At 39.9% G+C, this 20,388-nt stretch carries 19 protein-coding genes; 6 read left to right on the top strand and 13 right to left on the bottom strand.

Annotation, left to right across the window (positions count from 1 at the left end; genetic code table 11):
- Window positions 1–39: 39 nt before the first annotated feature.
- On the bottom strand, window positions 40–912 hold the full coding sequence (locus tag WA352_RS07550) for a DMT family transporter (protein ID WP_336141795.1): 873 nt from the start codon (window positions 910–912) through the stop codon (window positions 40–42).
- A gap of 155 nt (window positions 913–1,067) precedes the next feature.
- Window positions 1,068–1,619: a DUF2239 family protein gene (locus WA352_RS07545; protein ID WP_336141793.1), complete on the bottom strand. Its 552-nt coding sequence runs from the start codon at window positions 1,617–1,619 to the stop codon at window positions 1,068–1,070.
- A gap of 221 nt (window positions 1,620–1,840) precedes the next feature.
- Here WA352_RS07545 and WA352_RS07540 point away from each other — a divergent pair, with 221 nt between their 5' ends.
- Together WA352_RS07540 and WA352_RS07535 are read left to right on the top strand one after the other, a co-directional pair.
- A complete protein-coding gene (locus WA352_RS07540) occupies window positions 1,841–2,356 on the top strand; it encodes a hypothetical protein (RefSeq protein WP_241271822.1) in 516 nt (171 codons plus the stop codon).
- Between the two features lie 67 nt (window positions 2,357–2,423).
- Complete coding sequence (locus tag WA352_RS07535; RefSeq protein WP_302924236.1) at window positions 2,424–2,687, top strand: 50S ribosomal protein L7/L12; 264 nt, start codon at window positions 2,424–2,426, stop codon at window positions 2,685–2,687.
- 37 nt (window positions 2,688–2,724) lie between these two features.
- On the opposite strand, the gene WA352_RS07530 is transcribed toward WA352_RS07535, so the two are convergent.
- Both WA352_RS07530 and WA352_RS07525 read right to left on the bottom strand, forming a co-directional pair.
- Entirely contained in the window at window positions 2,725–4,053 is a 1,329-nt protein-coding gene (locus tag WA352_RS07530) for a hemolysin family protein (protein WP_336141790.1), read from the bottom strand.
- 201 nt (window positions 4,054–4,254) lie between these two features.
- Window positions 4,255–5,256: a LysR family transcriptional regulator gene (locus WA352_RS07525; protein ID WP_004808464.1), complete on the bottom strand. Its 1,002-nt coding sequence runs from the start codon at window positions 5,254–5,256 to the stop codon at window positions 4,255–4,257.
- Between the two features lie 530 nt (window positions 5,257–5,786).
- Between WA352_RS07525 and WA352_RS07520 the strand changes: the two genes are divergently transcribed.
- Window positions 5,787–7,391, top strand: a complete 1,605-nt coding sequence (locus tag WA352_RS07520; protein WP_336141786.1) for an isocitrate lyase — start codon at window positions 5,787–5,789, stop codon at window positions 7,389–7,391.
- A gap of 303 nt (window positions 7,392–7,694) precedes the next feature.
- Here the strand turns inward: WA352_RS07520 and WA352_RS07515 are convergent, their stop codons facing one another.
- The 3 genes from WA352_RS07515 to WA352_RS07505 all read right to left on the bottom strand — a co-directional run bounded on the left by WA352_RS07515 (window position 7,695) and on the right by WA352_RS07505 (window position 10,276).
- Entirely contained in the window at window positions 7,695–8,321 is a 627-nt protein-coding gene (locus WA352_RS07515; RefSeq protein WP_004652711.1) for a superoxide dismutase, read from the bottom strand.
- Between the two features lie 225 nt (window positions 8,322–8,546).
- Window positions 8,547–9,170 carry a superoxide dismutase gene (locus WA352_RS07510; protein WP_336141783.1) on the bottom strand — a complete coding sequence of 208 codons (624 nt, stop codon included), beginning with the start codon at window positions 9,168–9,170 and terminating at the stop codon, window positions 8,547–8,549.
- A gap of 347 nt (window positions 9,171–9,517) precedes the next feature.
- Entirely contained in the window at window positions 9,518–10,276 is a 759-nt protein-coding gene (locus WA352_RS07505; RefSeq protein WP_336141781.1) for a Nif3-like dinuclear metal center hexameric protein, read from the bottom strand.
- A gap of 188 nt (window positions 10,277–10,464) precedes the next feature.
- Between WA352_RS07505 and WA352_RS07500 the strand changes: the two genes are divergently transcribed.
- Window positions 10,465–11,652 carry a trypsin-like peptidase domain-containing protein gene (locus WA352_RS07500; RefSeq protein ID WP_004808459.1) on the top strand — a complete coding sequence of 396 codons (1,188 nt, stop codon included), beginning with the start codon at window positions 10,465–10,467 and terminating at the stop codon, window positions 11,650–11,652.
- A gap of 203 nt (window positions 11,653–11,855) precedes the next feature.
- Here WA352_RS07500 and WA352_RS07495 read toward each other — a convergent pair whose 3' ends face one another.
- From WA352_RS07495 to map, 6 genes are all read right to left on the bottom strand, one after another.
- Complete coding sequence (locus tag WA352_RS07495) at window positions 11,856–11,990, bottom strand: hypothetical protein (RefSeq protein ID WP_336141778.1); 135 nt, start codon at window positions 11,988–11,990, stop codon at window positions 11,856–11,858.
- Window positions 11,983–13,188, bottom strand: coding sequence for an MFS transporter (locus tag WA352_RS07490; RefSeq protein ID WP_336141775.1), 1,206 nt, complete (start codon window positions 13,186–13,188; stop codon window positions 11,983–11,985). The genes WA352_RS07495 and WA352_RS07490 overlap by 8 nt, the downstream gene beginning before the upstream one ends.
- Before the next feature lie 150 nt (window positions 13,189–13,338).
- Window positions 13,339–14,475 (bottom strand): porin, encoded by a 1,137-nt coding sequence (locus WA352_RS07485; RefSeq protein ID WP_336141774.1) that lies wholly within the window; start codon window positions 14,473–14,475, stop codon window positions 13,339–13,341.
- A gap of 83 nt (window positions 14,476–14,558) precedes the next feature.
- Window positions 14,559–15,905 (bottom strand): MFS transporter, encoded by a 1,347-nt coding sequence (locus WA352_RS07480; RefSeq protein WP_005202492.1) that lies wholly within the window; start codon window positions 15,903–15,905, stop codon window positions 14,559–14,561.
- Window positions 15,906–16,286: 381 nt separating this feature from the next.
- The gene (locus WA352_RS07475; RefSeq protein WP_336141772.1) at window positions 16,287–17,342 is read right to left on the bottom strand and encodes an OmpW/AlkL family protein; all 1,056 of its coding nucleotides are present in this window, start codon (window positions 17,340–17,342) and stop codon (window positions 16,287–16,289) included.
- Between the two features lie 206 nt (window positions 17,343–17,548).
- The gene (map, locus tag WA352_RS07470) at window positions 17,549–18,373 is read right to left on the bottom strand and encodes a type I methionyl aminopeptidase (RefSeq protein WP_005202497.1); all 825 of its coding nucleotides are present in this window, start codon (window positions 18,371–18,373) and stop codon (window positions 17,549–17,551) included.
- 213 nt (window positions 18,374–18,586) lie between these two features.
- Between map and rpsB the strand changes: the two genes are divergently transcribed.
- Entirely contained in the window at window positions 18,587–19,339 is a 753-nt protein-coding gene (rpsB, locus tag WA352_RS07465) for a 30S ribosomal protein S2 (protein ID WP_004652723.1), read from the top strand.
- Window positions 19,340–19,477: 138 nt separating this feature from the next.
- A complete protein-coding gene (gene tsf, locus WA352_RS07460; protein ID WP_004652724.1) occupies window positions 19,478–20,353 on the top strand; it encodes a translation elongation factor Ts in 876 nt (291 codons plus the stop codon).
- Window positions 20,354–20,388: the final 35 nt, after the last annotated feature.

Below are 20,388 nucleotides of genomic sequence, written 5' to 3'. Positions count from 1 at the left end.
TATTTACTCATTGTATTCTTTGCAGTTGTAGTTTTGATATTATGTTGTGCAACTTGGTTTAACTGCTTTTCTATACACTAAATAAACACCACTCAAGATTGCTGTAATTCCAACGTAGTCGAAAGTAGAAAGTTGGGTATCAAAAATCATAAAGTCGAGTATCAAAGTCACAAGGGGCACAAGATAGAATAAGCTGGTTGTATTCACCAGATTGCCTGATTGTAATAATTTATAAAAAATCAGTTGGGCAATTACAGAAACAATGATGCCTTGATATAAAACTGGAATCCAAAAGCCCCAATTCATCTCAAAATTAAATGATTGAAATGGGACGATTAAGATCATGAAAATCAAAGAAATTGCATATTGTAGTGGTAAAACGTGCCATGGTTTTTCAGAAATTTTTCTCTGTAGAATCACACCTGCCGTAATACATGTCAGGCACATAATTGAAGCAAGCGTTGCCCATAAAGATAATTTATTGACAAACATATTGTTATAAACCAAACAAATAATTCCAAAAAAACTAAGCAATAACCCTGTGAGCTTAACTTTGGAAAAACTTTTCTCTGTAATAAAAAAGGTCAGAATAGGTTGTAATGCAAGGATGGTGGAAAGGAGCCCTGGTGAAATTCCAAATTCAAGGGATAAAAAATAAAATAGGGTATAACCCGTAATTAAAAAGCAACCCGTCAATATGACATATTTAAAAGAGGTGTTTTGTGGGTAAAAAGGCTGTTTTGAAATCACACAGAAGGATAAAATTAATGCGGTAGCAATCAAAAAACGGAAAAACAGAAAAGGAATTGCAGCACCATGATGAAGTCCCCATTTGGTAAAAATAGCAGCACTTCCCCAGAGCAAAACAAATAGGCCAATATAAAGGAAATTCTCATTCTTAAGTTTGACCATTTTACTTATCCTTTTTAATATCTATATTTTTAGGTCTTTGAATATCAGTTTTATATGATCACTAAACTATGGTTTTCACTCGATGGTTGTAAAAATGCTCTACCATCTAAGACGGATAGAGCAAGTTATTTTAACAAATAATAAAAAGAATATATTTAGAAAATATGATGTGTTTTAAAAACTAAATAGTTTTTTATATCTTTAGGATAATCTTGAATCATCTTTAAGAAATTCGCTTGATCACCCTGATATAAAGCACGGGTTGCCTCTTCATAATTTGGCATATTACCCAACATGGCAGACATAAAGCGGTCGGTGGATTGTTTGGCGAGCATGATATTGCTTTCAGAAGTTGGATCATTCAGCTCTTTATCAATCAACTTCCGAATCACAGCAGATGCACTGGAACTCTGTTGATCTAACCAATCCCAATGTTTTTTCTGTAAGGTAATTTCACGAGAGATGACCCCAAGTTTCGGTCGCCCAACTTTCTTTGTCGGCTCAGGCTCGCTATAACGTTGATGAATTTCTTGTTCAGAACCAGAAAGATCAAGATCAACCTGTCGGCCAGTTTGATCATTGAAAATTAAAATATTTTCAGTTGTCTTGGGCGTAAGTTTAATCTTAATTGCAAGCTCAGTAGGTTGCCCAGTTGCGATGAAGGTACTCCCTGAAAAGGCAGTATAGGTTGTTATTTGAGTATTCATTTTCTTCGGATTGTTTTATACGGGTAAAATAATATTATCAGGGTAAAAATAATTATGCAAATAAATATAGCTTCAAAAGATCTGATTCAGTTGGAGAGCTAGCTAGCTCTCAAATCTGACATAAAAAATGATGCAGATAGAATGCCAATTTTCAATTTTATTCTGCTTTGATATCGCTTTTATGAGACAATACTTTTTTATTTTTGTGTATTAGGACTCCCATGATTGAGCAATCTCCTGAATCTTTAAGCGATATCGAAATTTTAGACATTTTACAGTCTATGAAAAAAGATAAGCTGGATACGGAAGCAAATGAGATTATCCGTAATGGGGGGAAAGCTGGACGTCAAGAAGCACATAAACAAGCTTTGGTTGCACTGAATACAAGCTTTGAAGAAAAGTTTGTAGAAGCGGTTACGCTGGCATTAGGTTTGAATGCCGGTCAGGCGAAGAAAATTCGCTATAAAAAAGATCGTATCCGTATTTTAAAAGTGCGTGGTATTGATTATTTAGCGATTGATGGTGCAGAAACCGCTCAGGTCTTGGCTCAGGTTGCTCAAGCGATTAGCCGTGAAGATGCAATCGTGACAGAAGGTCTACACAATATTTTCCCATTTTGGAAAGAAGGTTGGCCAATGGTTCAGTTTGATAATGCCTATAAAATTTTGGCAGAAGACATTGCTATTCACTATCAAGCGACCTTGGATGAGCTCATCTCCATGTATGGTGGGAATTAAGGAATTATAAACCTCCTGTTCTGATTAATGCGGTTGCCAATAGAAAATAACAAGGATTGTTACTTTTATGAATTTACCACCGACGATTCCTGCAGAAGCTTTAGCCATGCTTCGTGCAGGGCAGCTGATTGATGCAATTAAGATCACGCGAGAAAAAACAGGTTTAGGTCTTAAGGAATCTAAAGATTTAATTGATCAGTATTTGCAGGATCATCCACAAGAACAGGCGCAGATTCAAGAGCAGTTGGTGCAGCGGAGTCGTGGTGGAATAAAAGTCGTTATTTTAATTTTACTGATATTGGCTGCCGTGATCTGGTTTGTTATGAAATAAAAAAAGCCCATATATGGGCTTTTTTTAGCTTTCAAGATTAATCATCTTGGGATACTGGAGATTCACCTTCGAGATTTGGTAAAACTTGGGTTACCAGCAATTGGTCAATTTTATAGTGGTCAATATCGACAACTTCAAATTTGAAACCAGCATATTCAACAGCATCGGCAGGACGTGGGATCTTGCGTAAACGATACATGATAAAGCCTGCAATCGTTTCGTAATTCTCATTTTCAGGGAATTCTTCGATGGTTAATGCGTGTTTTACATCTTCAATTGGTGTACTGCCATCAATCAGCCAAGAATGATTATCGCGTTTGATAATCTGCTTTTCCTCATCCATTGGTGTAACCCAGTCGCCCATAACCGTGATCATAATATCGCTGAGCGTGATAACACCAACAACCAAAGCATACTCGTTGATCACAACAGCAAACTTTTCTTTGGTTGAACGGAAACGATCCAGCAATTCAGACAAGGTTAAAGAGTCTGGAATAATCAGGACATTACGGATGGTTGATTCATTGAGTTGGGTAAAGGATTGATTGTTTAAGATGCGTACCAGAATATCTTTGGCATCGACATAACCAATCACTTGATCAATATGTTCACTGCACACTAAGAATTTTGAATAAGGATGTTCAGCCAGTTTTTGACGAATACTCTGTTCAGGTTCATTCAAGGTGAAATAAACAATATTTTCTCGTGCCGTCATGCTGGATGGGACAGTTCGTTCTTCAAGCTCAAATACATTTTCAATGAAATGATGTTCTTGTTTTTGTAAGACACCAGCTTGTGCACCGGCATTTACAATGGCAGAAATATCATCAAAAGTCATACTATCATCGCGTTTAGTATCAATTTTAAAGATTCTAAAAATTGAATTTGCAATGATATTAATAAACCAAGCCAATGGTCTGCAGATTTTGATAAAGATCGTAATTGGATTGATGACTTTAATGGCTAGTTTTTCTGGGAAAATCATGGCCAAACGTTTTGGCATCAAATCAGCAAATAAGATAAATAGGGAAGTGACTGTTAAAAAAGATAAGCTGAATCCGATGGTATCTGCCCAAGGCCCTGGATAAAGCTCAGTCGCCAAGTTGTGGAAGTAAGGACGCAATGAGGATTCACCGACAATACCCCCCAGGATTGCAACAGCATTCACGCCGACTTGGGTGGATGCAAAAAAGTCTGCTGAGTTTTCTTGTAACTCGATGACTTTATTTGCTCTATCCTCACCGCTTTCAGCAATGAGTTTGAGTTTGAGTTTTCGTGATCCAGCAATCGCGATTTCAGATAAGGATAAAAAGAATGAACATGCGACTAGAAGAACTAGAATCATCATGCTTTGTAAAATATCCATACATCACCTATGTTGATAGGACACAGCCTATAAAGTCGCTTATGCAAATAATTGTTTGTAACGAATTATTTCACTCGCTTATTCTTTAAGAGAATATAAACTATCAATAAGTAAAAGAAATAAAATTTTATTGATATTATTATTAAAACAATCAGCCACACAGAAGATATGGCTGAAATTTCATCTTGTTAATGTGTCTGTTTAGAAAAAGCTATGTGGTAATTGTGAATTGCCATTATTCAACAAATACTCACGATTTTCTTCCTCAATCATTTGACGTGCAACAAATAGAATCAATTGTCTGAGCCAACGATGAGCAGGGTGATGATGCAACAACGGACACCAAGCCATTTTAAGTTCAAATTCTGGAATATAGAACGGAGGGTCCTTTATAACCAGTCGTGGATTTTGGGTTTGTAAGCGTGCCATACGAGTCGGTAAGGTCGCGATTAAATCTACATTTTGTGCCAACAGTGCTGGCATTTGATAATGACGGGTAAATACAGAAATCTTACGGCGTTGACCGATACGCTCTAAAGCTTGATCAATCCAACCTAATCCAGCTTGTTTTTCTGGATTGACACCAAAGCCGACACCCATACCTGTTTTAGATACCCAAATATGCTGTGCATCTAAATAGCTTTTTAAATTGAGATGAGTCACTGCAGGGTGCTTATCATTTAAAATGCAGCTAAAACTGTCACGCCATACCAAAACCTGATGGAAGCTTTGTGGGATTTCGTTGAAGCGGTTAATGGCTAAGTCAACTTTACCTTGTTCCATATCACGATAGGACACGTCACTTGGAGTTAAGAAATCCAAGACCACATTTGGTGCTTCTGAGCGTAAAGCTTTTACTAAACGTGGAACCAAAGTCGCTTCGGCATAATCGGATGTCATAATCCGGAATACACGATTACTGGTATAAGGACGGAATTCAGTACGCGGTTCAAGGATCATTGACAGATCAGCTAGTGCATCTCGAATACGTGGCTGTAATTCTAGTGCACGTTCTGTTGGTGTCATGCCCTCAGAAGAACGAATGAGTAGGGGGTCGTTAAATAAATTACGTAAACGACGCAGAATATTACTCATCGCAGGCTGGGTGACACCCAATTGCTCTGCTGCGCGGGTGACATTTTTTTCACGAAGAAGTACGTCAAGATAAATTAATAAATTGAGATCGACGCGCTCCAGATTCATAAAAAAAATACCGAAAATAAAATCCTTGAATTGCCTTGAATTATGACATATCCAAAGGGATTTGTGTAACTTAATCCTACATAAAAGCAACAGCCTCAATGCTTATGCTTCAACTTGGCACATTCTGTCGATTTATTTAATTTTGACGGCTTTTTATGCTGTGGTTTTGTATTCAAATTGAAGGAAAATACACAGAAAAATTGTCATTTTCTGTAGTTTTAATAACCCAATTTTAGTTTTTTTTGAACTGATGAGTCTAGAAAATTGGGCCGAAATTTGATGGTTGGTTCAAGTTGTGTATATTGTAAAAGTAATAAAAACAAATATTTATTATGTATTTTTTGTATTTTTGAAAAATGTTTATACATATATTTTTTTAGAAAATACTGAAGATTAAGCCAGAATATTGGATAAAACACTTGCCAAAGACTAAGCTGTGATACATGTTGATGAGGTGCTTTAAATCTAGACTAATTAAAATCAGGATTTATTAGCGATCATTCGATGCCAATCCGCAAAAGGAATATATCATGTCTACATATCAAACAGCGATTGATGCAATCCGCGAACTAAAAGCAAAATTCGGCGACACTTGGCGCGATATTAGCCCAGAAGATGCTGCGCGTATGCAAATGCAAAACCAATTCAAAACTGGTTTAGATATTGCTAAATATACAGCTGCGATTATGCGTCGTGATATGGCTGCTTATGATGCTGATTCTAGCAAATATACTCAATCATTAGGTTGCTGGCACGGTTTTATCGCGCAACAAAAAATGATTGCGAACAAAAAATACTTCGGTACAACTGAACGTCGCTATATCTACCTTTCTGGTTGGATGGTTGCTGCACTTCGTTCAGAATTTGGTCCACTTCCTGACCAATCTATGCATGAAAAAACTTCTGTACCTGCTTTGATCGAAGAAATCTACACTTTCTTACGTCAAGCTGATGCGAAAGAACTTAACGATTTATTCCGTGCGCTTAAAAAAGCAAACGAAGCTGGTGATTCTGCTAAAGCTGCTGAAATCACTGCTCAAATCGACGGTTTCCAAACTCACATTGTACCAATTATTGCGGACATCGACGCTGGTTTCGGTAACGAAGAAGCGACTTACTTACTTGCACGTAAGATGATCGAAGCGGGTGCTTGTGCACTTCAAATCGAAAACCAAGTATCTGATGCGAAACAATGTGGTCACCAAGCTGGTAAAGTAACTGTTCCACATGAAGACTTCATCTCTAAAATCCATGCATTACGTTATGCATTCTTAGAAATGGGTCTTGATGACGGTATCATCGTTGCGCGTACTGACTCTGAAGGCGCTGACTTGACTCAAAAAATCCCAGTGGTTAAAGAGCCAGGCGACATCGCTTCTCAATACATCAGCTATTTAGATACAACTGAAATTGACATTGCTGATGCTCAAGAAGATGAAATCTTGATCAAACGTAATGGTAAATTACACCGTCCTAAGCGTTTAGCTTCTGGTTTGTATCAGTTCCGTGCTGACACTCAAATTGACCGTGTTGTACTTGACTGTGTATCTAGCCTTCAAAATGGTGCTGACCTTCTTTGGATCGAAACTGCGACTCCAAACGTAGAAGAAATCGCTCACATGGTTAACCGTGTACGTGAAACTGTTCCAAATGCGAAGCTTGTTTATAACAACAGCCCATCGTTCAACTGGACTTTAAACTTCCGTCAACAAGCTTACGACCGTTGGGTTGCTGAAGGTAAAGACGTTTCTGCTTACGACCGTGCTAAATTAATGAGCGCTGAGTACGATGCTACTGAATTAGCTGCTGATGCAGACGCTAAGATCCGTACATTCCAAGCAGATGCTGCTCGTGAAGCGGGTGTATTCCATCACTTGATCACACTTCCGACTTACCACACTGCTGCGCTTTCTACTCATGAGCTTGCACAAGGTTACTTCGGTTCTGAAGGTATGTTGGCTTATGTTGCTGGCGTACAACGTAAAGAAATCCGTGGTGGTATCGCTTGTGTTAAACACCAAGCAATGGCGGGTTCTGACATCGGTGATGATCACAAAGAAATCTTCTCTGGTGACAACGCTCTTAAAGCACACGATGATGCTAAAAACACAATGAACCAATTCGCTGCTCACTAAGCACTGAACTGATTCAAAAGAAAACCCTGCAAAAGCAGGGTTTTTTTATTGCTTTAAAATAAATATTTAAGACTGATTCTTTGTTTCAAGAAAACTCATTATGGCCTTTCTAATTATTAGTGATGAGACGCTTTCTATTGAAAGAATTTAAGGTCTATTTTTATTAATCTAAGGACGATGTAAAAGAGACTTTATTTAAAAAGAGCAACTGAATTGAATGGCTGAGTTGAATGATTCCATCAAAATATAAGCATAAAAAAACTGCTCATAATGAGCAGTTTTTTTAGTTTGGGAAATAATAAATTATTTCTCAACACCCGCTGGTTGGCCTGCAAGTTTTGCATTTGCATAGTCCCAGTTTACTAGGCTTTCTAAGAAAGTTGCGATGTACTTAGGACGTAAGTTACGGAAGTCGATGTAGTAAGCGTGTTCCCATACGTCGATGGTTAATACTGCAACTTGGCCATGAGCAAGTGGAGTGTCTGCATTGGCAGTTTTAGTAATCGATAATTTACCGTTTACTTCATCAGCAACTAACCAAGCCCAACCTGAACCGAATTGAGTTGTTGCAGCAGCAGTAAATTCCTCTGCAAACTTTTCGTAGCTACCAAAAGCTTCTTCAATTTTCGCTGCAATCGCGCCTGTAGGTTTACCACCACCATTTGGCTTCATGCTGTTCCAGTAGAACGTGTGGTTCCATACTTGCGCAGCATTGTTAAAGATACCCGCTTTAGATGCATCACCAGCAGACGCTTTGATGATTTCTTCTAAAGTTTTGCCTTCAAGGTCAGTACCTTTAATTAGGTTGTTTAAGTTAACAACATAAGTATTGTGGTGTTTGTCGTGATGGTATTCTAAAGTTTCGCGAGTGATGTGTGGCGCTAAATCATCATAGCCATATGGAAGTGCAGGTAAAGTAATGGTTGTCATGTTTCATTCCTTGCAAATTTGCTGGGTTTTACATTAAGTGCCTTTATTGTAAATGATTCTATAGACAATAGGGCAGTCTTTTAATACACAAAATATGCAAAAAATTTCGTTATGAGACATATACGATACAACAATGATTAGAGTTTTTAGCTCGCTTGGTGAACGTTGCAAAAAAACTCTAACTCATTTTAAGAGATGCTGATTTAACTTGGACTGCTATGAAAATTACTGAGTTTTGGCTTGTAATGCATCGTGATAACGACGATTGACTTCATTCCAATCCACGACATTATAAAATGCAGCAATATATTCAGGGCGGCGGTTTTGGTATTTTAAGTAGTAGGCATGTTCCCATACATCCAAACCTAAAATAGGCGTATTGCCATGCATTAAGGGTGAGTCTTGATTGCCGCTACTTTCGACCACTAATTTGTGTTTAGGTGTCACACTCAGCCATGCCCAGCCACTGCCAAAACGACTGATTGCCGCTTTGGTAAATGCATCTTTAAAAGCATCGAAACCACCCAGCTGTTGATCAATTGCTTCTGCAACAGGCCCTGTTGGTTGTCCGCCGCCTTGTGGGCTCATGACCGTCCAAAAAAGTGAATGATTGGCGTGTCCGCCACCATTGTTAATCACCATATTTTTAAGACCAGCAGGGACGTCATTCACTCTGGTAACCAATTCTTCTACGGGGAGTTTTTCCCATTCTGTCCCTTCAATTGCACCATTAATATTATTGATGTAGGTCTGATGGTGTTTGCTATGGTGAATTTCCATTGTTTTGGTATCAATATTGGGTTCAAGTGCATCGTAAGCATAAGGAAGTGCCGGTAAAGAATAAGCCATGTGTTTGATTCCTTTTAATCAAAATGATTTTTTTGGCATAAATTAAAGCGTCTTCATTATTTATTTAAAAGCAAATGAGAATCAATATCTTTTAATTTGCTTTTATCTATATAAAAAGGGATAAAGAATAAATTTTATTTATCATTGGTTTTTGTTGGGTATTGAATTGACTTGCCAATGAAAGAAAGGGGATGTGTCTGAGTTAGGCTTGATAAGCCCAAAGGAAAGGTAAAGATGTCGCAATGCTGGTGGTGCTAGCGCAAATCTTAAGTTGAAAATGGATTCAATTAAAAATTATGAAGAGAAGGAGTGCAAATAATTCCACTCCTTCAAATGGTTGACTCGAACTAGATCGGATTGTTGAGTTCAAAATACTCAGTTTCGATTGAAAACTGTTTGGCAATGGCTTGTGCTAAACGCTGTACTCCATAACGTTCAGTAGCATGATGGCCACATGCGAAATAATGTACGCCGAGTTCTTTTGCTTCATAGAATGTACGTTCGCTGACTTCACCAGAAATATAAGCATCACAATCTGCTTGAGCTGCCTTGGCAATAAAATCTTGTGCACCGCCTGTGCAGAAGCCAACTTTTTTGATTAGCGTTTTATCGCTTGGCAAATGAATCACATTAAAGTCAAAAATGCTCTGTAATTTCGCCTTAAATTGTTCTGGACTTAGTGGATTGTCTAAATAGGCAATGTTGCCAATTGGATGCTTTTCACTTGGATCCAAAGCTTCTAAATCTTTTAGACCGATCAAATCGGCAATGGCGATGTTATTGCCCAAAGTTGGATGTGCATCCAAAGGCAGGTGATACGCGATCAGGGAAATATTATTTTGAATCAGTTTCTTAATACGATTGCCGCGCATGCCTGTAATTGGGTAGGGTTCACCTTTCCAGAAATAACCATGATGGACCAGTAATGCATCGGCTTGTTGTGCAATCGCGGCATCAATTGCATCTTCAGACGCAGTGACGGCACACACAATTTTATTGACTTCAAGCTTGCCTTCAATTTGTAAGCCGTTTGGTGCATAGTCTTTAAATTCGTTGGCCTTTAAAGTTTGATTACACCATTGCACAATTTCATGCAAATTTGCCATGCGATTCCTCAAATGATTTACATCTTTTCTCAGCAACAATAAGAACATATTTTCAAATGTAACTAAAGCTAGACAAAACTTTTTTAACTTTTGCATTGATTTTAAGCAATTTACTTTACAATGGTGGAAACTTCCAGTTCTTCAATAAATTACGTTCATCACATAATTTCGCCTAGAGGATTATAGACGTGCGCCGTGCATTTACATGGTTACCTTGGGTATTACTCATTCTTGTTATATTTAGTTTTCTGGCTTGGCAGAAATCACATCAACCGAAGCCGACGGTGGCTGCTGATGGCGTCAAAATGCCAGCAGAAAAGGTTGAGCCACTGATTGATACCACGCGTACAGGTGGGGTGGTTTCGTATAGTGCTGCGGTCAAAGTGGCGGCACCTGCTGTGGTGAATATCTTTACCACACAGAAAGTGAAACAGATGAATCATCCATTATTGAATGATCCTGTGTTTCGTGAGTTTTTTGGCAATCAAATGCCACAACAACCTCAAAACGAAAACAGTTTGGGTTCAGGCGTAATTGTACGTGCGGATGGTTATATTTTAACGAATAATCATGTGATTGCGCAGGCTGAGCATATTGTCGTGGCTTTACAAGATGGGCGCCGTGCTGAAGCGACCGTGGTTGGCACTGATCCGGACACCGATTTGGCGGTAATCAAAATTGAATTGGATAAATTACCGGTGTTGCCATTTAAATTAAGTGGTAATGAAGTGGGTGATGTTGTGCTCGCGATTGGTAACCCATTTGGTGTCGGTCAAACTGTGACTCAAGGGATTATCTCTGCAACTGGGCGTTCTGACTTGGGTATTAATACCTATGAAGACTTTATTCAAACCGATGCTGCAATTAACCCAGGTAACTCGGGCGGTGCATTGATTGATGTTGCGGGTAATTTGATTGGGGTCAATACGGCGATCTTCTCGCAATCGGGTGGTTCACTCGGGATTGGTTTTGCGATACCTGCCAAAGTGTGTCAGCAAGTTCTTAATTCAATCTTGAAAGATGGGCGTGTGGTACGCGGTTGGTTAGGAATTAGCTTAATTCCAAATAACATTGATGAAGATGTTTTGACTGCTAAACCAGTTGGTGTCACTGTTGCAGATGTATTACGTGGCGGACCATCTGATTCTGCAGGGATTAAGCGTGGCGATAAGATTATTCAAGTGAATAATGAGCAAATTTCATCTGCATCACACTTGATCAATTATGTTGCGTTACAAGCACCAGAAAGTTTAATTGATGTGGTGATTGAGCGTGAAGGCAAACAACAAACTTTGCAGGTTAAAGTTGGAGAGCGTAAAGTGCAACAAAATGCACAATCGCAATATATTCCATTGCCTAAGCGTCAACAACAGTAGGGTCGCTTAGATGATAAATAAGGGCTGCCAATGAGCAGCCTTTATTTATTTGAAGTCATAAAAAAAAGCGTGTTGATCGACTGATCAACACGCTTTTTGCATTTTATCGACGTTTTTATTTTTCATTAAAGCATCGAAATTTGATGGTTTGATGACAGCGCTTTGATGTTTATATGACAAAGATTAAATATGTGCTATTTGCCTTAATGTGCACAAAATGCTTGATTGAAGTACTCAAATAAATCAGGGGTTTGAAACCAGACCAAGATCGAAAGACTCATCAAGCACAGAAGCGTGACAAACAATAGCAACTTAAAATGACGTTCTATATTAGTCATGAATCACAGCCTCTTCATTCACGAAAAGATGGATGACAACACCAAAAGCACTCAGCACTAAACAGGCGAGCCAGATCATATTGTAGTTGCCTGCGATATCATGATTGACCCCACCGAGCCAGCCACCAAAGAATGAGCCGATTTGATGGGTAAAGAACACAATACCACTGAGCATGGATAAATATTTGACCCCAAACATATTGGCCACAATCCCGTTGGTGAGCGGAACAGTGGAAAGCCAGAGTAGTCCCATAATGATCCCAAAACTATAAACGGTCAATGTGCTCAGTGGGAGCAAGAGAAAAGCAATAATGGCAATGCCGCGCAAACCATAAAGCAGCATGAGTAGCCTAGGTTTTGAATAGCGATCACCTAACCAGCCAGCACCATAGGTTCCCACAATATTAAATAGTCCGACCAGTGCCAAGAATATCGTACCTGTTGTGGCATCAAAGCCATGATCTATTAAATAACCAGGTAGGTGTACGCCTAGAAATACCACTTGGAAACCACAGACCAGAAAGCCGAGCGATAACCACCAAAAAGGTTTGTGTTTTCTTGCGATGTGTAAAACCTGTTTAAAGCTTAAGTTGGGCTGATTCAGCGCTTTAGGTGCTGTAGATGAAGGGGATTTCAATAACCAAGCCAGTGGGACAATGAATGCAATAGCAAAGGCACTTACCAGTAAAGCAGAAGACCAACCGATGGTTTTAAGGAGTAACAAGGTTGAAGGCAGCATAATAAACTGCCCAAATGAACCCGCAGCACTGGCAATCCCCATGACCATACTGCGTTTCTCTGGTGGCGCAGCGCGACCAACCGCAGAAAGCAATACGGTAAAAGAGGTCGCAGATAAGGCGAGTCCAATCACGAGTCCTAAGCTGAGGTTAAGTAATAGCCCCGTAGAGCTAAATGCCATAAGGACTAAGCCAATAGCATAGAGTATACCCCCCGCCATCACGACTTTTTTAGTACCGTACTTGTCAGCAATCGCACCGGTAAAGGGTTGTGCAGCCCCCCAGATCAGGTTTTGCATGGCAATCGCAAAACTAAAAATATGATGACCCCAACCAAAACTATCACTCATGGGTACCAGATATAAACCAAAGCCATGGCGTACACCCAATGAAAGGGCAAGAATCAGCGCACTTCCGATCAGCATATAGACCAATTGTTTGGAAAATTGAGGGTTTGACATTGTTGTTGTAATCTTGGAATAAGTGAAAAGTATTCTAAAATACTTCTCGCCATATTTCGATTCCCTGCAAAAATTATTGTGACAAGATGCAACGTCATCAAAACAGTCAACTGTAAGTTGACCGTTTTGTTTCAAATGGCAGGATATAATTTAGAACTTGAGTTCCAAGCCTAATCCGACGACAGGTTGTTTGTCTTTTTTATCTGCTTGTTCAAGCGTTAAATAACCTACATAGCCATAGCTTTTCACCTGCTTATTAAAGGCATAATCAGCCCCAGCCATGATTTGTTTGGCTTTAAAATCAGCTGTGGTGTTTTTAAAGCGAGTATCATTCTGGCTATATTGTGCTTTGAGTATCCATTTTTTTGCATTTGGAAGAATATATTCGGCACCCACTAACCAACCTTGAGCATCATCAATATTATTGGCTTTTGTAGCCCATTTTATCGCTTCAGCTGGGTCTGCATAGCTGGTTTGTTCTACTTTGGAGCGTTGATACAAGCTTTTAATCGCCAAACCATCAATCGGATTTAAACGCCCGATGGCACGTATGGTATTTGCTGCGGCAAAAGCTTGTGTGTCGGCTGTGTATGCCTGTCCTGTGGCAACATTGAGAAAGCCACGCCCTGCAAAGGTACTCGGAATGGCTTTGTCATAGCCAAGACCTGCCACAAAAAATGGATGTTCATAGACCAGACTGGCAGACCACGCATCACCTAAACCACGACCTGCGACTTTTGCACCGCCACTGGATGTTTTAATGCCAGATGATTCTCCCGTGGCGAGCAGAGCATTGAGTTTAACCACGCCTTCAGAGAGATGGATAACTGGCGATTCATAGAGAACGACGTTATCGATACGGTTTTCTCCAGTCAGAATCCCACCAATATCCGCTTTATTTGCCACATAATTATTGAAAATATCAGCTGTACTTGAGAGCTGTTTGACAGGCGTATCATGTTTACCCACTTTGATGGTGCCGAGTTGACTATCCTTTAATCCGACAAAGCGGTTTCGTTGCGTCCAGTCTGTTCCATCGCCGTCAGCACTTAATCCCCATTCAATTGCATAGACCGCACTTAGGCGTTCAGTTAGTTTCTCATCTCCTTTAATACCAAGATAGGAACTATTAGAGCTCACTTCCCAGACATCTTTATCAGAACTATGGGCATTTTTTTCTGGCAAGTAATCGATACTTGCATCAATTTCCCCATAAAGTGTAGGTGCTGCAAAAGTAGTAGTGGTTAAGCATCCAAGCATGGCAAAGCCAAGAAGATTCAATTTCATATTGAGACCCCTGAAAAATGGTGTTGAAGTATTTAATTTGAAAATCGTGTGGGATGGTTTATCCCACACAAAATGTATGGTGATTAAGCGAGAGAGTTACGTTCTAATACAGCTTGCTCGAACAATTGTTGTTCTTTGGCTTTATGCTCGACCGAGAAGCGAATGAGGATGACACTGAATGCGGCTACGGTCACCAAAGCACCTAAAATCATCAGGCAGGTTTGTACGTCGAGTAAACCTTTGAGTAAGAAGCCTGCAGCAACAGCACCGACATTACCGCCTGCACCGATGATACCAGCAACACCACCTAGAGCATTGCGATCAATAAATGGCACAAGCGCGTAAGTTGCACCACAAGACATATGGGTAAACAAGGCAAAAACGGTCATGCTGATAATTGCAAGTGCTACGGTATTCATCTGAGAAAAAAGTATGAGGAATAAGCCTTCACATAGGATCATGATAAACAATACTTTTGTTCGGCCATCTAAACCTTTTGATATTGCAACCTTATCTGAAAGATAACCTCCCAGTGCACGGGCAAATAGGGCAAGCAGACCGAAAATACCCGCAGTCAAACCTGCTTCTTTGAGCCCCATATTGAAGTGATCGACATAGTACATCGCAGCAATGTTATGAATGAAAATTTCAATACCAAAGCAAGCAGCATAAGAGACAAATAGAATCCAAACACGGTAATTACGGGCTGCTTGCATCAGAATCGCAACACCGCCTTTTTTGCCAGCACCAACTTCGATACCTTGCTCACGGAGCTCTTTAAAGTTTCCTTGAGGGCAATCTTGAGTAAGTTTCCAATACAGGACACCCACGATTAGCATCATGATGCCAGGTACAAGTAACGCAATTCTCCATCCCATCGCTTGTTCTACACCGAACATAACGATAGCACCCAGAATCAAAGGCATGATGGCTTGGGTTGCGCCGCCACCTGCATTACCCCAACCTGCAGAAGCAGCATTGGCCGTACCCACCACATTGGGTGCAAACATCACACTGGTATGGTATTGGGTAATCACAAAGCTCGCGCCAATTGCACCAATCAATAAGCGAAAGAATAAGAAGGATTCATAGGTATTTGCAGCAGCAACACCAAAAACAGGAATACTACCAAGCAGTAAAAGAGCAGTGTAGGTCTTACGTGGACCGTATTTATCACAGAGTGGGCCAACGATGAGTCGAATTAAAATGGTAATCGCAACTGCTGCAATATTGATATTGGCGATTTGGTCTTTGGTTAAATTGAACTCGCCTTTGATGACTGGCATGAGGGGAGCACAGGCAAACCACGCGAAGAAACACACGAAGAATGCCAACCATGTCATATGGAACGCACGCATAGCAGGTGTAGAAAAGCTAAATAATTTTATTTCGGTGGCTTTTTTTGCATCAATATTCATTGGTGAAGACATAACTTTCTCCTGAACTGCACGTCATTTATTTTGCTTAGGCATTACGCTGATTAAGCAAATCGAACAGAACGGACGTCGTTGGCCGTCATCAAATATGTTTATGAATCGTCGTTGATTCAATGTGTTTGATATATAGCAAGTGCCGTGCCAGAAAAATAAATTAACCAAATGAACAATTTAAAATGTTAATCATCAAGGTATTTATAAGGGAATTAAGTGAACCAAGAATATTGGTATAAATGTGGGGTAGTAGATAGAAGGTGTCTATGTTAGACAATCTCCTGAAAATTGCGTTCTCGTGGTGCGTGATTTTTGATCATGCTGCTTTGAAAGATTGCATAATAAAAAAGCAGCGAGTGCTGCTTTTTTATTTGGTAGAATTTAGAAACGGTAACCGACACCGACATAGGTAATCAATGGATCAATATCAATTTTAGTATTTGCTTTGATGAGTTCTTTACCTGTGTTGCGGTCAGTCACAGAGATTTTAGCCTCATTATTCATTTTGGAATAAGAAACAGAACCGACAGCAAACCAGTTTGGATTAAAATCATAGGTTGCACCTACAGTCACAATCGGGGCAAAGGTGTCCGTTGCTTTGAGTTTAACTACAGGGTCTGCTGAGGATGTTTTACCATCTAAGGCTGCACCTGCTTTTCCATCATGAATATTTTGAATCATATGACCTGCTTTGATTAAATCTGACTCGATCCCTGAGTTGATTTTTAAATCATTAAAATAAGCATACATGACGCCTGCGCCAACATAGGGACGGAACTTATTCACCCCAGATTTACCAAACTGGTAATGTAGTTCTACAGCGGGTAACCAAGCACGTGCAGTTGCAGCTTTGTCACCTTGGGTTAGATCAGTAATATGAATATCTTGTTTTAAACCAATTGTTCCTAAAGCGGTCTCTGCCTGACCTGTTAAGGGTGCATAGATATCGCCTTTACCTTTGATATCAACTTTCGGTGGAATACCAGCCTTAACCTCTAAAGAGATGTTATCGGTAAAATGGTAATTAGCCATAATACCAACAGTATCGACATTATCAGCTTCTAAGCCTGTTCCTTGGCTTTGCCAGTTAGATAGATCGTTGACGGTTGCAGTGCCTGTTAATAGGCCTGGTACTGGGTCAAGGGGTTGTATTTTAATGGCATCATAAAGAAGCTTATTGGAGTCTCGGTCTGCTGCTGCAAGTACAGCTTGTTTAGAGACATCTCCAACTTTGGCTTTAGTACCCTCAGCAACACTCGTGTTGATATTGACTGGATTTGCAGATCCTTGCGGCATGGCATGTAACCAGCCTGCGGAAACAGAAAAACGTTTAAACCCATCTCCATCTTTCAGACTGAAATAAGGTGAGTCTGCGAAAGTAAGTGTAGGTAGGGCACATACACCTGTAATCAGGCAAGCGAATGATTTCTTCATCATTGTGGGACTCCATGTCCAAAAAGTTTGTTAGGATTTTTCTTGCGCCCACCATAACGCTATTTTTAAATAGGCTTTGTTTAGTTAAATTTTATAATTGTTATGCTTATGAATTTTTTTGTTTGATTTAAATAAATTGATGAAGAAAATGTGGATGCGTAAAAAAAGCCACCGGAGTGACTTTTTAAAAATAATTCAAAGGGAATGAATTACATAAAGCGAGACAGATCTTCTTCAGGTCGAGCAGTGAGTACTTCGATCCCTGTTTGTGTTACCAAAATCGTATGTTCATATTGAGCAGATAACTTGTGATCTTTTGTGACAACCGTCCACTTATCACCTAAAAGTTTGGTTTGCCAAACACCTGCGTTGACCATTGGTTCGATGGTAAAGGTCATGCCAGCCTCTAGACGCATACCCGTACCTTTTTGGCCATAGTGTAAAACTTGTGGTTCGTCGTGGAAAACATTGCCGATACCATGGCCACAATATTCACGGACAACGCTGAAACGTTCAGATTCAACATATTGCTGAATGGCATAGCCCACATCACCTAGATATGAACCATCTTTAACAGTTGCCATACCACGATACATCGCTTCCTGTGCCACTGAACATAAACGATTAGCAAGAATAGATGTTTCACCACCCACGATGTACATCATGTTGGTATCACCGTGATAACCATCTTTAATCACTGTTACATCAATATTAAGAATATCACCGTTCTTTAATGTTTTATTTTCAGAAGGGATGCCGTGACAAACTACATGGTTAACCGAAGTACAAATAGAATGTTGAAAAGCAGGGCGGCCAGGTGCAGCACCGTAACCTACACAGGCAGGAATCGCGTGTTGAACATTTTCAATATGATTGCGACAGATTGTATCGAGTTCTAGTGTGCTCACACCCGCTTTAATATGCGGTTTAATCATGTCTAGAACTTCAGCCGCCAATTTCCCTGCAACACGCATCTTTTCAATTTCTTCAGGTGTTTTGATTAATCGGCGTGGGGCTGTATAAGTTGTATTCATGATCTCTAAAAACTTTTGGTAATTTGCAAGTGTCTATGGTATAAATAGCCGCCTATTTTATCAAATGCTTTTCGTGAATATATTTTACGAAAATATCTGATAACAATAGTCGTAAAAAATCCGCACATATATCGACACATTACTCTGGGTGCCTAGCAATAGGTGGAGAATGCGGATATATGGAGGCCTAACCCAAACTTTAAGGTAAAGAAAATGGCAGATTACAACGTAAGCATGCGCGACCTTCTTCAAGCAGGCGCACACTTTGGTCACCAAACTCGTTTCTGGAACCCAAAAATGCGTCAATACATTTTTGGCGCGCGTAACAAAATTCACATCATCAACCTTGAGCACACTGTTCCTGCGTTAAATGATGCTTTGAACTTTGTTAACAATCTTGCAAGCAAAAAGAACAAAGTATTGTTCGTTGGTACTAAACGTGCTGCTTCTAACATCATCCGTGAACAAGCTCAACGCGCTGGTCAACCATATGTAGATCACCGTTGGTTAGGTGGTATGTTGACGAACTGGAAAACACTTCGCCAATCTATCAACCGTTTAAAAGACCTTCAAACTCAATCTCAAGACGGTACTTTTGCTAAGCTTACTAAACGTGAAGCTTTAGAGCGTACTCGTGAGATGGAAAAACTTGAACGTGCTTTAGGCGGCGTTAAGAACATGGGTGGTTTACCTGACGCATTATTTGTAATCGACGTTGATCACGAAGCGATTGCAATCAAAGAAGCGAAAAACTTAGGTATTCCTGTAATCGGTATCGTTGATACAAACTCTAACCCAGACAACGTTGATTACGTTATTCCGGGTAACGACGATGCGATTCGTGCAGTAACTTTGTATGCTTCAGCTATGGCTGATGCGATTCTTGCTGGTAAAGAATACGCTCAATCACAAGCTAATGCACAAGCAAAAGGCGACGATGCTGCGAAAGACGCATCTGAGGCTTAATGCGTTTTGACGCAAGCTTGTCATTTTTGCGACATGTAATGGTGGCAAATTAAAGCGTCGAGAGTGCAAACGGCCCAGAGTTTCTTTGGGCCGTTTTTGTTGAACAGATTTATTTTCTACCGATTTTAGGAGATCAACATGACTGCAGTTACTGCGAGCATGGTAAAAGAATTACGTGACCGTACTGGTCTTGCAATGATGGAATGCAAAAAAGCATTAACAGAAGCAGGCGGTGACATCGAACTTGCGATTGATAACCTTCGTAAATCAGGTCAAGCAAAAGCTGCTAAAAAAGCAGGTAACATTGCTGCTGATGGCGCGATCACTATTATTCAAAACGGTAACAAAGCAATTCTTGTTGAAGTTAACTGTCAAACTGACTTCGTTGCTAAAGACGAAAACTTCAAAAACTTCTCTGATAAAGTTGCTGCTGCTGCACTTGCTGCAAACGAAACTGATGCTGCGAAAATTGCTGAACTTAAGCTTGAAGACGGCGCGACTGTAGAAGAAGCTCGTGTTGCACTTGTTCAAAAAATCGGTGAGAACATTCAAGTTCGTCGTGCTCAAATCGTTGAAGGCGAAAACTTGGCTGTTTACAAACACGGTTTAAAAATCGGTGTTGTTGTTTCTTACACAGGTGATGCTGACACTGGTAAAGGTATTGCAATGCACGTTGCTGCGTTCAACCCAGTTGCTGTAAATGCTGAAGCTGTTCCAGCTGACTTGATCGCTAAAGAGAAAGAAATTGCTGAAGCGAAAGCATTAGAATCTGGTAAGCCAGCGAACATCGTTGAGAAAATGGTAACTGGTTCAGTTGAAAAATACTTGAACGAAGTTGCGCTTGATCGTCAAATGTATGTTATCGACAATGATAAGAAAGTTGCTGATGTATTAAAAGCGACTGGTACAGTTGTAGCTCAATTCGTTCGTTTCGAAGTGGGTGAAGGTATTGAGAAGAAAGCTGAAATGAGTTTTGCAGAAGAAGTTGCTGCTGCTCAAGCTGCTGCGAAGTAATTCGTATCTTCTAAAAAAACCCAGTCATTATGACT

The organism is Acinetobacter sp. 102 (genome assembly GCF_037028485.1).
In the GTDB taxonomy this organism is placed as follows: domain Bacteria; phylum Pseudomonadota; class Gammaproteobacteria; order Pseudomonadales; family Moraxellaceae; genus Acinetobacter; species Acinetobacter higginsii.
The sequence above is the reverse complement of the archived record's forward strand: the minus strand, read 5'-3'. Positions and strand labels throughout refer to the sequence as shown.

Excerpts from the sequence above, each read along its gene's own strand:
- WA352_RS07550 (WP_336141795.1), bottom strand. The coding sequence starts at position 912 with ATGGTCAAACTTAAGAATGAGAATTTCCTTTATATTGGCCTATTTGTT.
- WA352_RS07545 (WP_336141793.1), bottom strand. The coding sequence starts at position 1,619 with ATGAATACTCAAATAACAACCTATACTGCCTTTTCAGGGAGTACCTTC.
- WA352_RS07540 (WP_241271822.1), top strand. The coding sequence starts at position 1,841 with ATGATTGAGCAATCTCCTGAATCTTTAAGCGATATCGAAATTTTAGAC.
- WA352_RS07535 (WP_302924236.1), top strand. The coding sequence starts at position 2,424 with ATGAATTTACCACCGACGATTCCTGCAGAAGCTTTAGCCATGCTTCGT.
- WA352_RS07530 (WP_336141790.1), bottom strand. The coding sequence starts at position 4,053 with ATGGATATTTTACAAAGCATGATGATTCTAGTTCTTCTAGTCGCATGT.
- WA352_RS07525 (WP_004808464.1), bottom strand. The coding sequence starts at position 5,256 with ATGAATCTGGAGCGCGTCGATCTCAATTTATTAATTTATCTTGACGTA.
- WA352_RS07520 (WP_336141786.1), top strand. The coding sequence starts at position 5,787 with ATGTCTACATATCAAACAGCGATTGATGCAATCCGCGAACTAAAAGCA.
- WA352_RS07515 (WP_004652711.1), bottom strand. The coding sequence starts at position 8,321 with ATGACAACCATTACTTTACCTGCACTTCCATATGGCTATGATGATTTA.
- WA352_RS07510 (WP_336141783.1), bottom strand. The coding sequence starts at position 9,170 with ATGGCTTATTCTTTACCGGCACTTCCTTATGCTTACGATGCACTTGAA.
- WA352_RS07505 (WP_336141781.1), bottom strand. The coding sequence starts at position 10,276 with ATGGCAAATTTGCATGAAATTGTGCAATGGTGTAATCAAACTTTAAAG.
- WA352_RS07495 (WP_336141778.1), bottom strand. The coding sequence starts at position 11,990 with ATGACTAATATAGAACGTCATTTTAAGTTGCTATTGTTTGTCACGCTT.
- WA352_RS07490 (WP_336141775.1), bottom strand. The coding sequence starts at position 13,188 with ATGTCAAACCCTCAATTTTCCAAACAATTGGTCTATATGCTGATCGGA.
- WA352_RS07485 (WP_336141774.1), bottom strand. The coding sequence starts at position 14,475 with ATGAAATTGAATCTTCTTGGCTTTGCCATGCTTGGATGCTTAACCACT.
- WA352_RS07480 (WP_005202492.1), bottom strand. The coding sequence starts at position 15,905 with ATGTCTTCACCAATGAATATTGATGCAAAAAAAGCCACCGAAATAAAA.
- WA352_RS07475 (WP_336141772.1), bottom strand. The coding sequence starts at position 17,342 with ATGATGAAGAAATCATTCGCTTGCCTGATTACAGGTGTATGTGCCCTA.
- map (WP_005202497.1), bottom strand. The coding sequence starts at position 18,373 with ATGAATACAACTTATACAGCCCCACGCCGATTAATCAAAACACCTGAA.
- rpsB (WP_004652723.1), top strand. The coding sequence starts at position 18,587 with ATGGCAGATTACAACGTAAGCATGCGCGACCTTCTTCAAGCAGGCGCA.
- tsf (WP_004652724.1), top strand. The coding sequence starts at position 19,478 with ATGACTGCAGTTACTGCGAGCATGGTAAAAGAATTACGTGACCGTACT.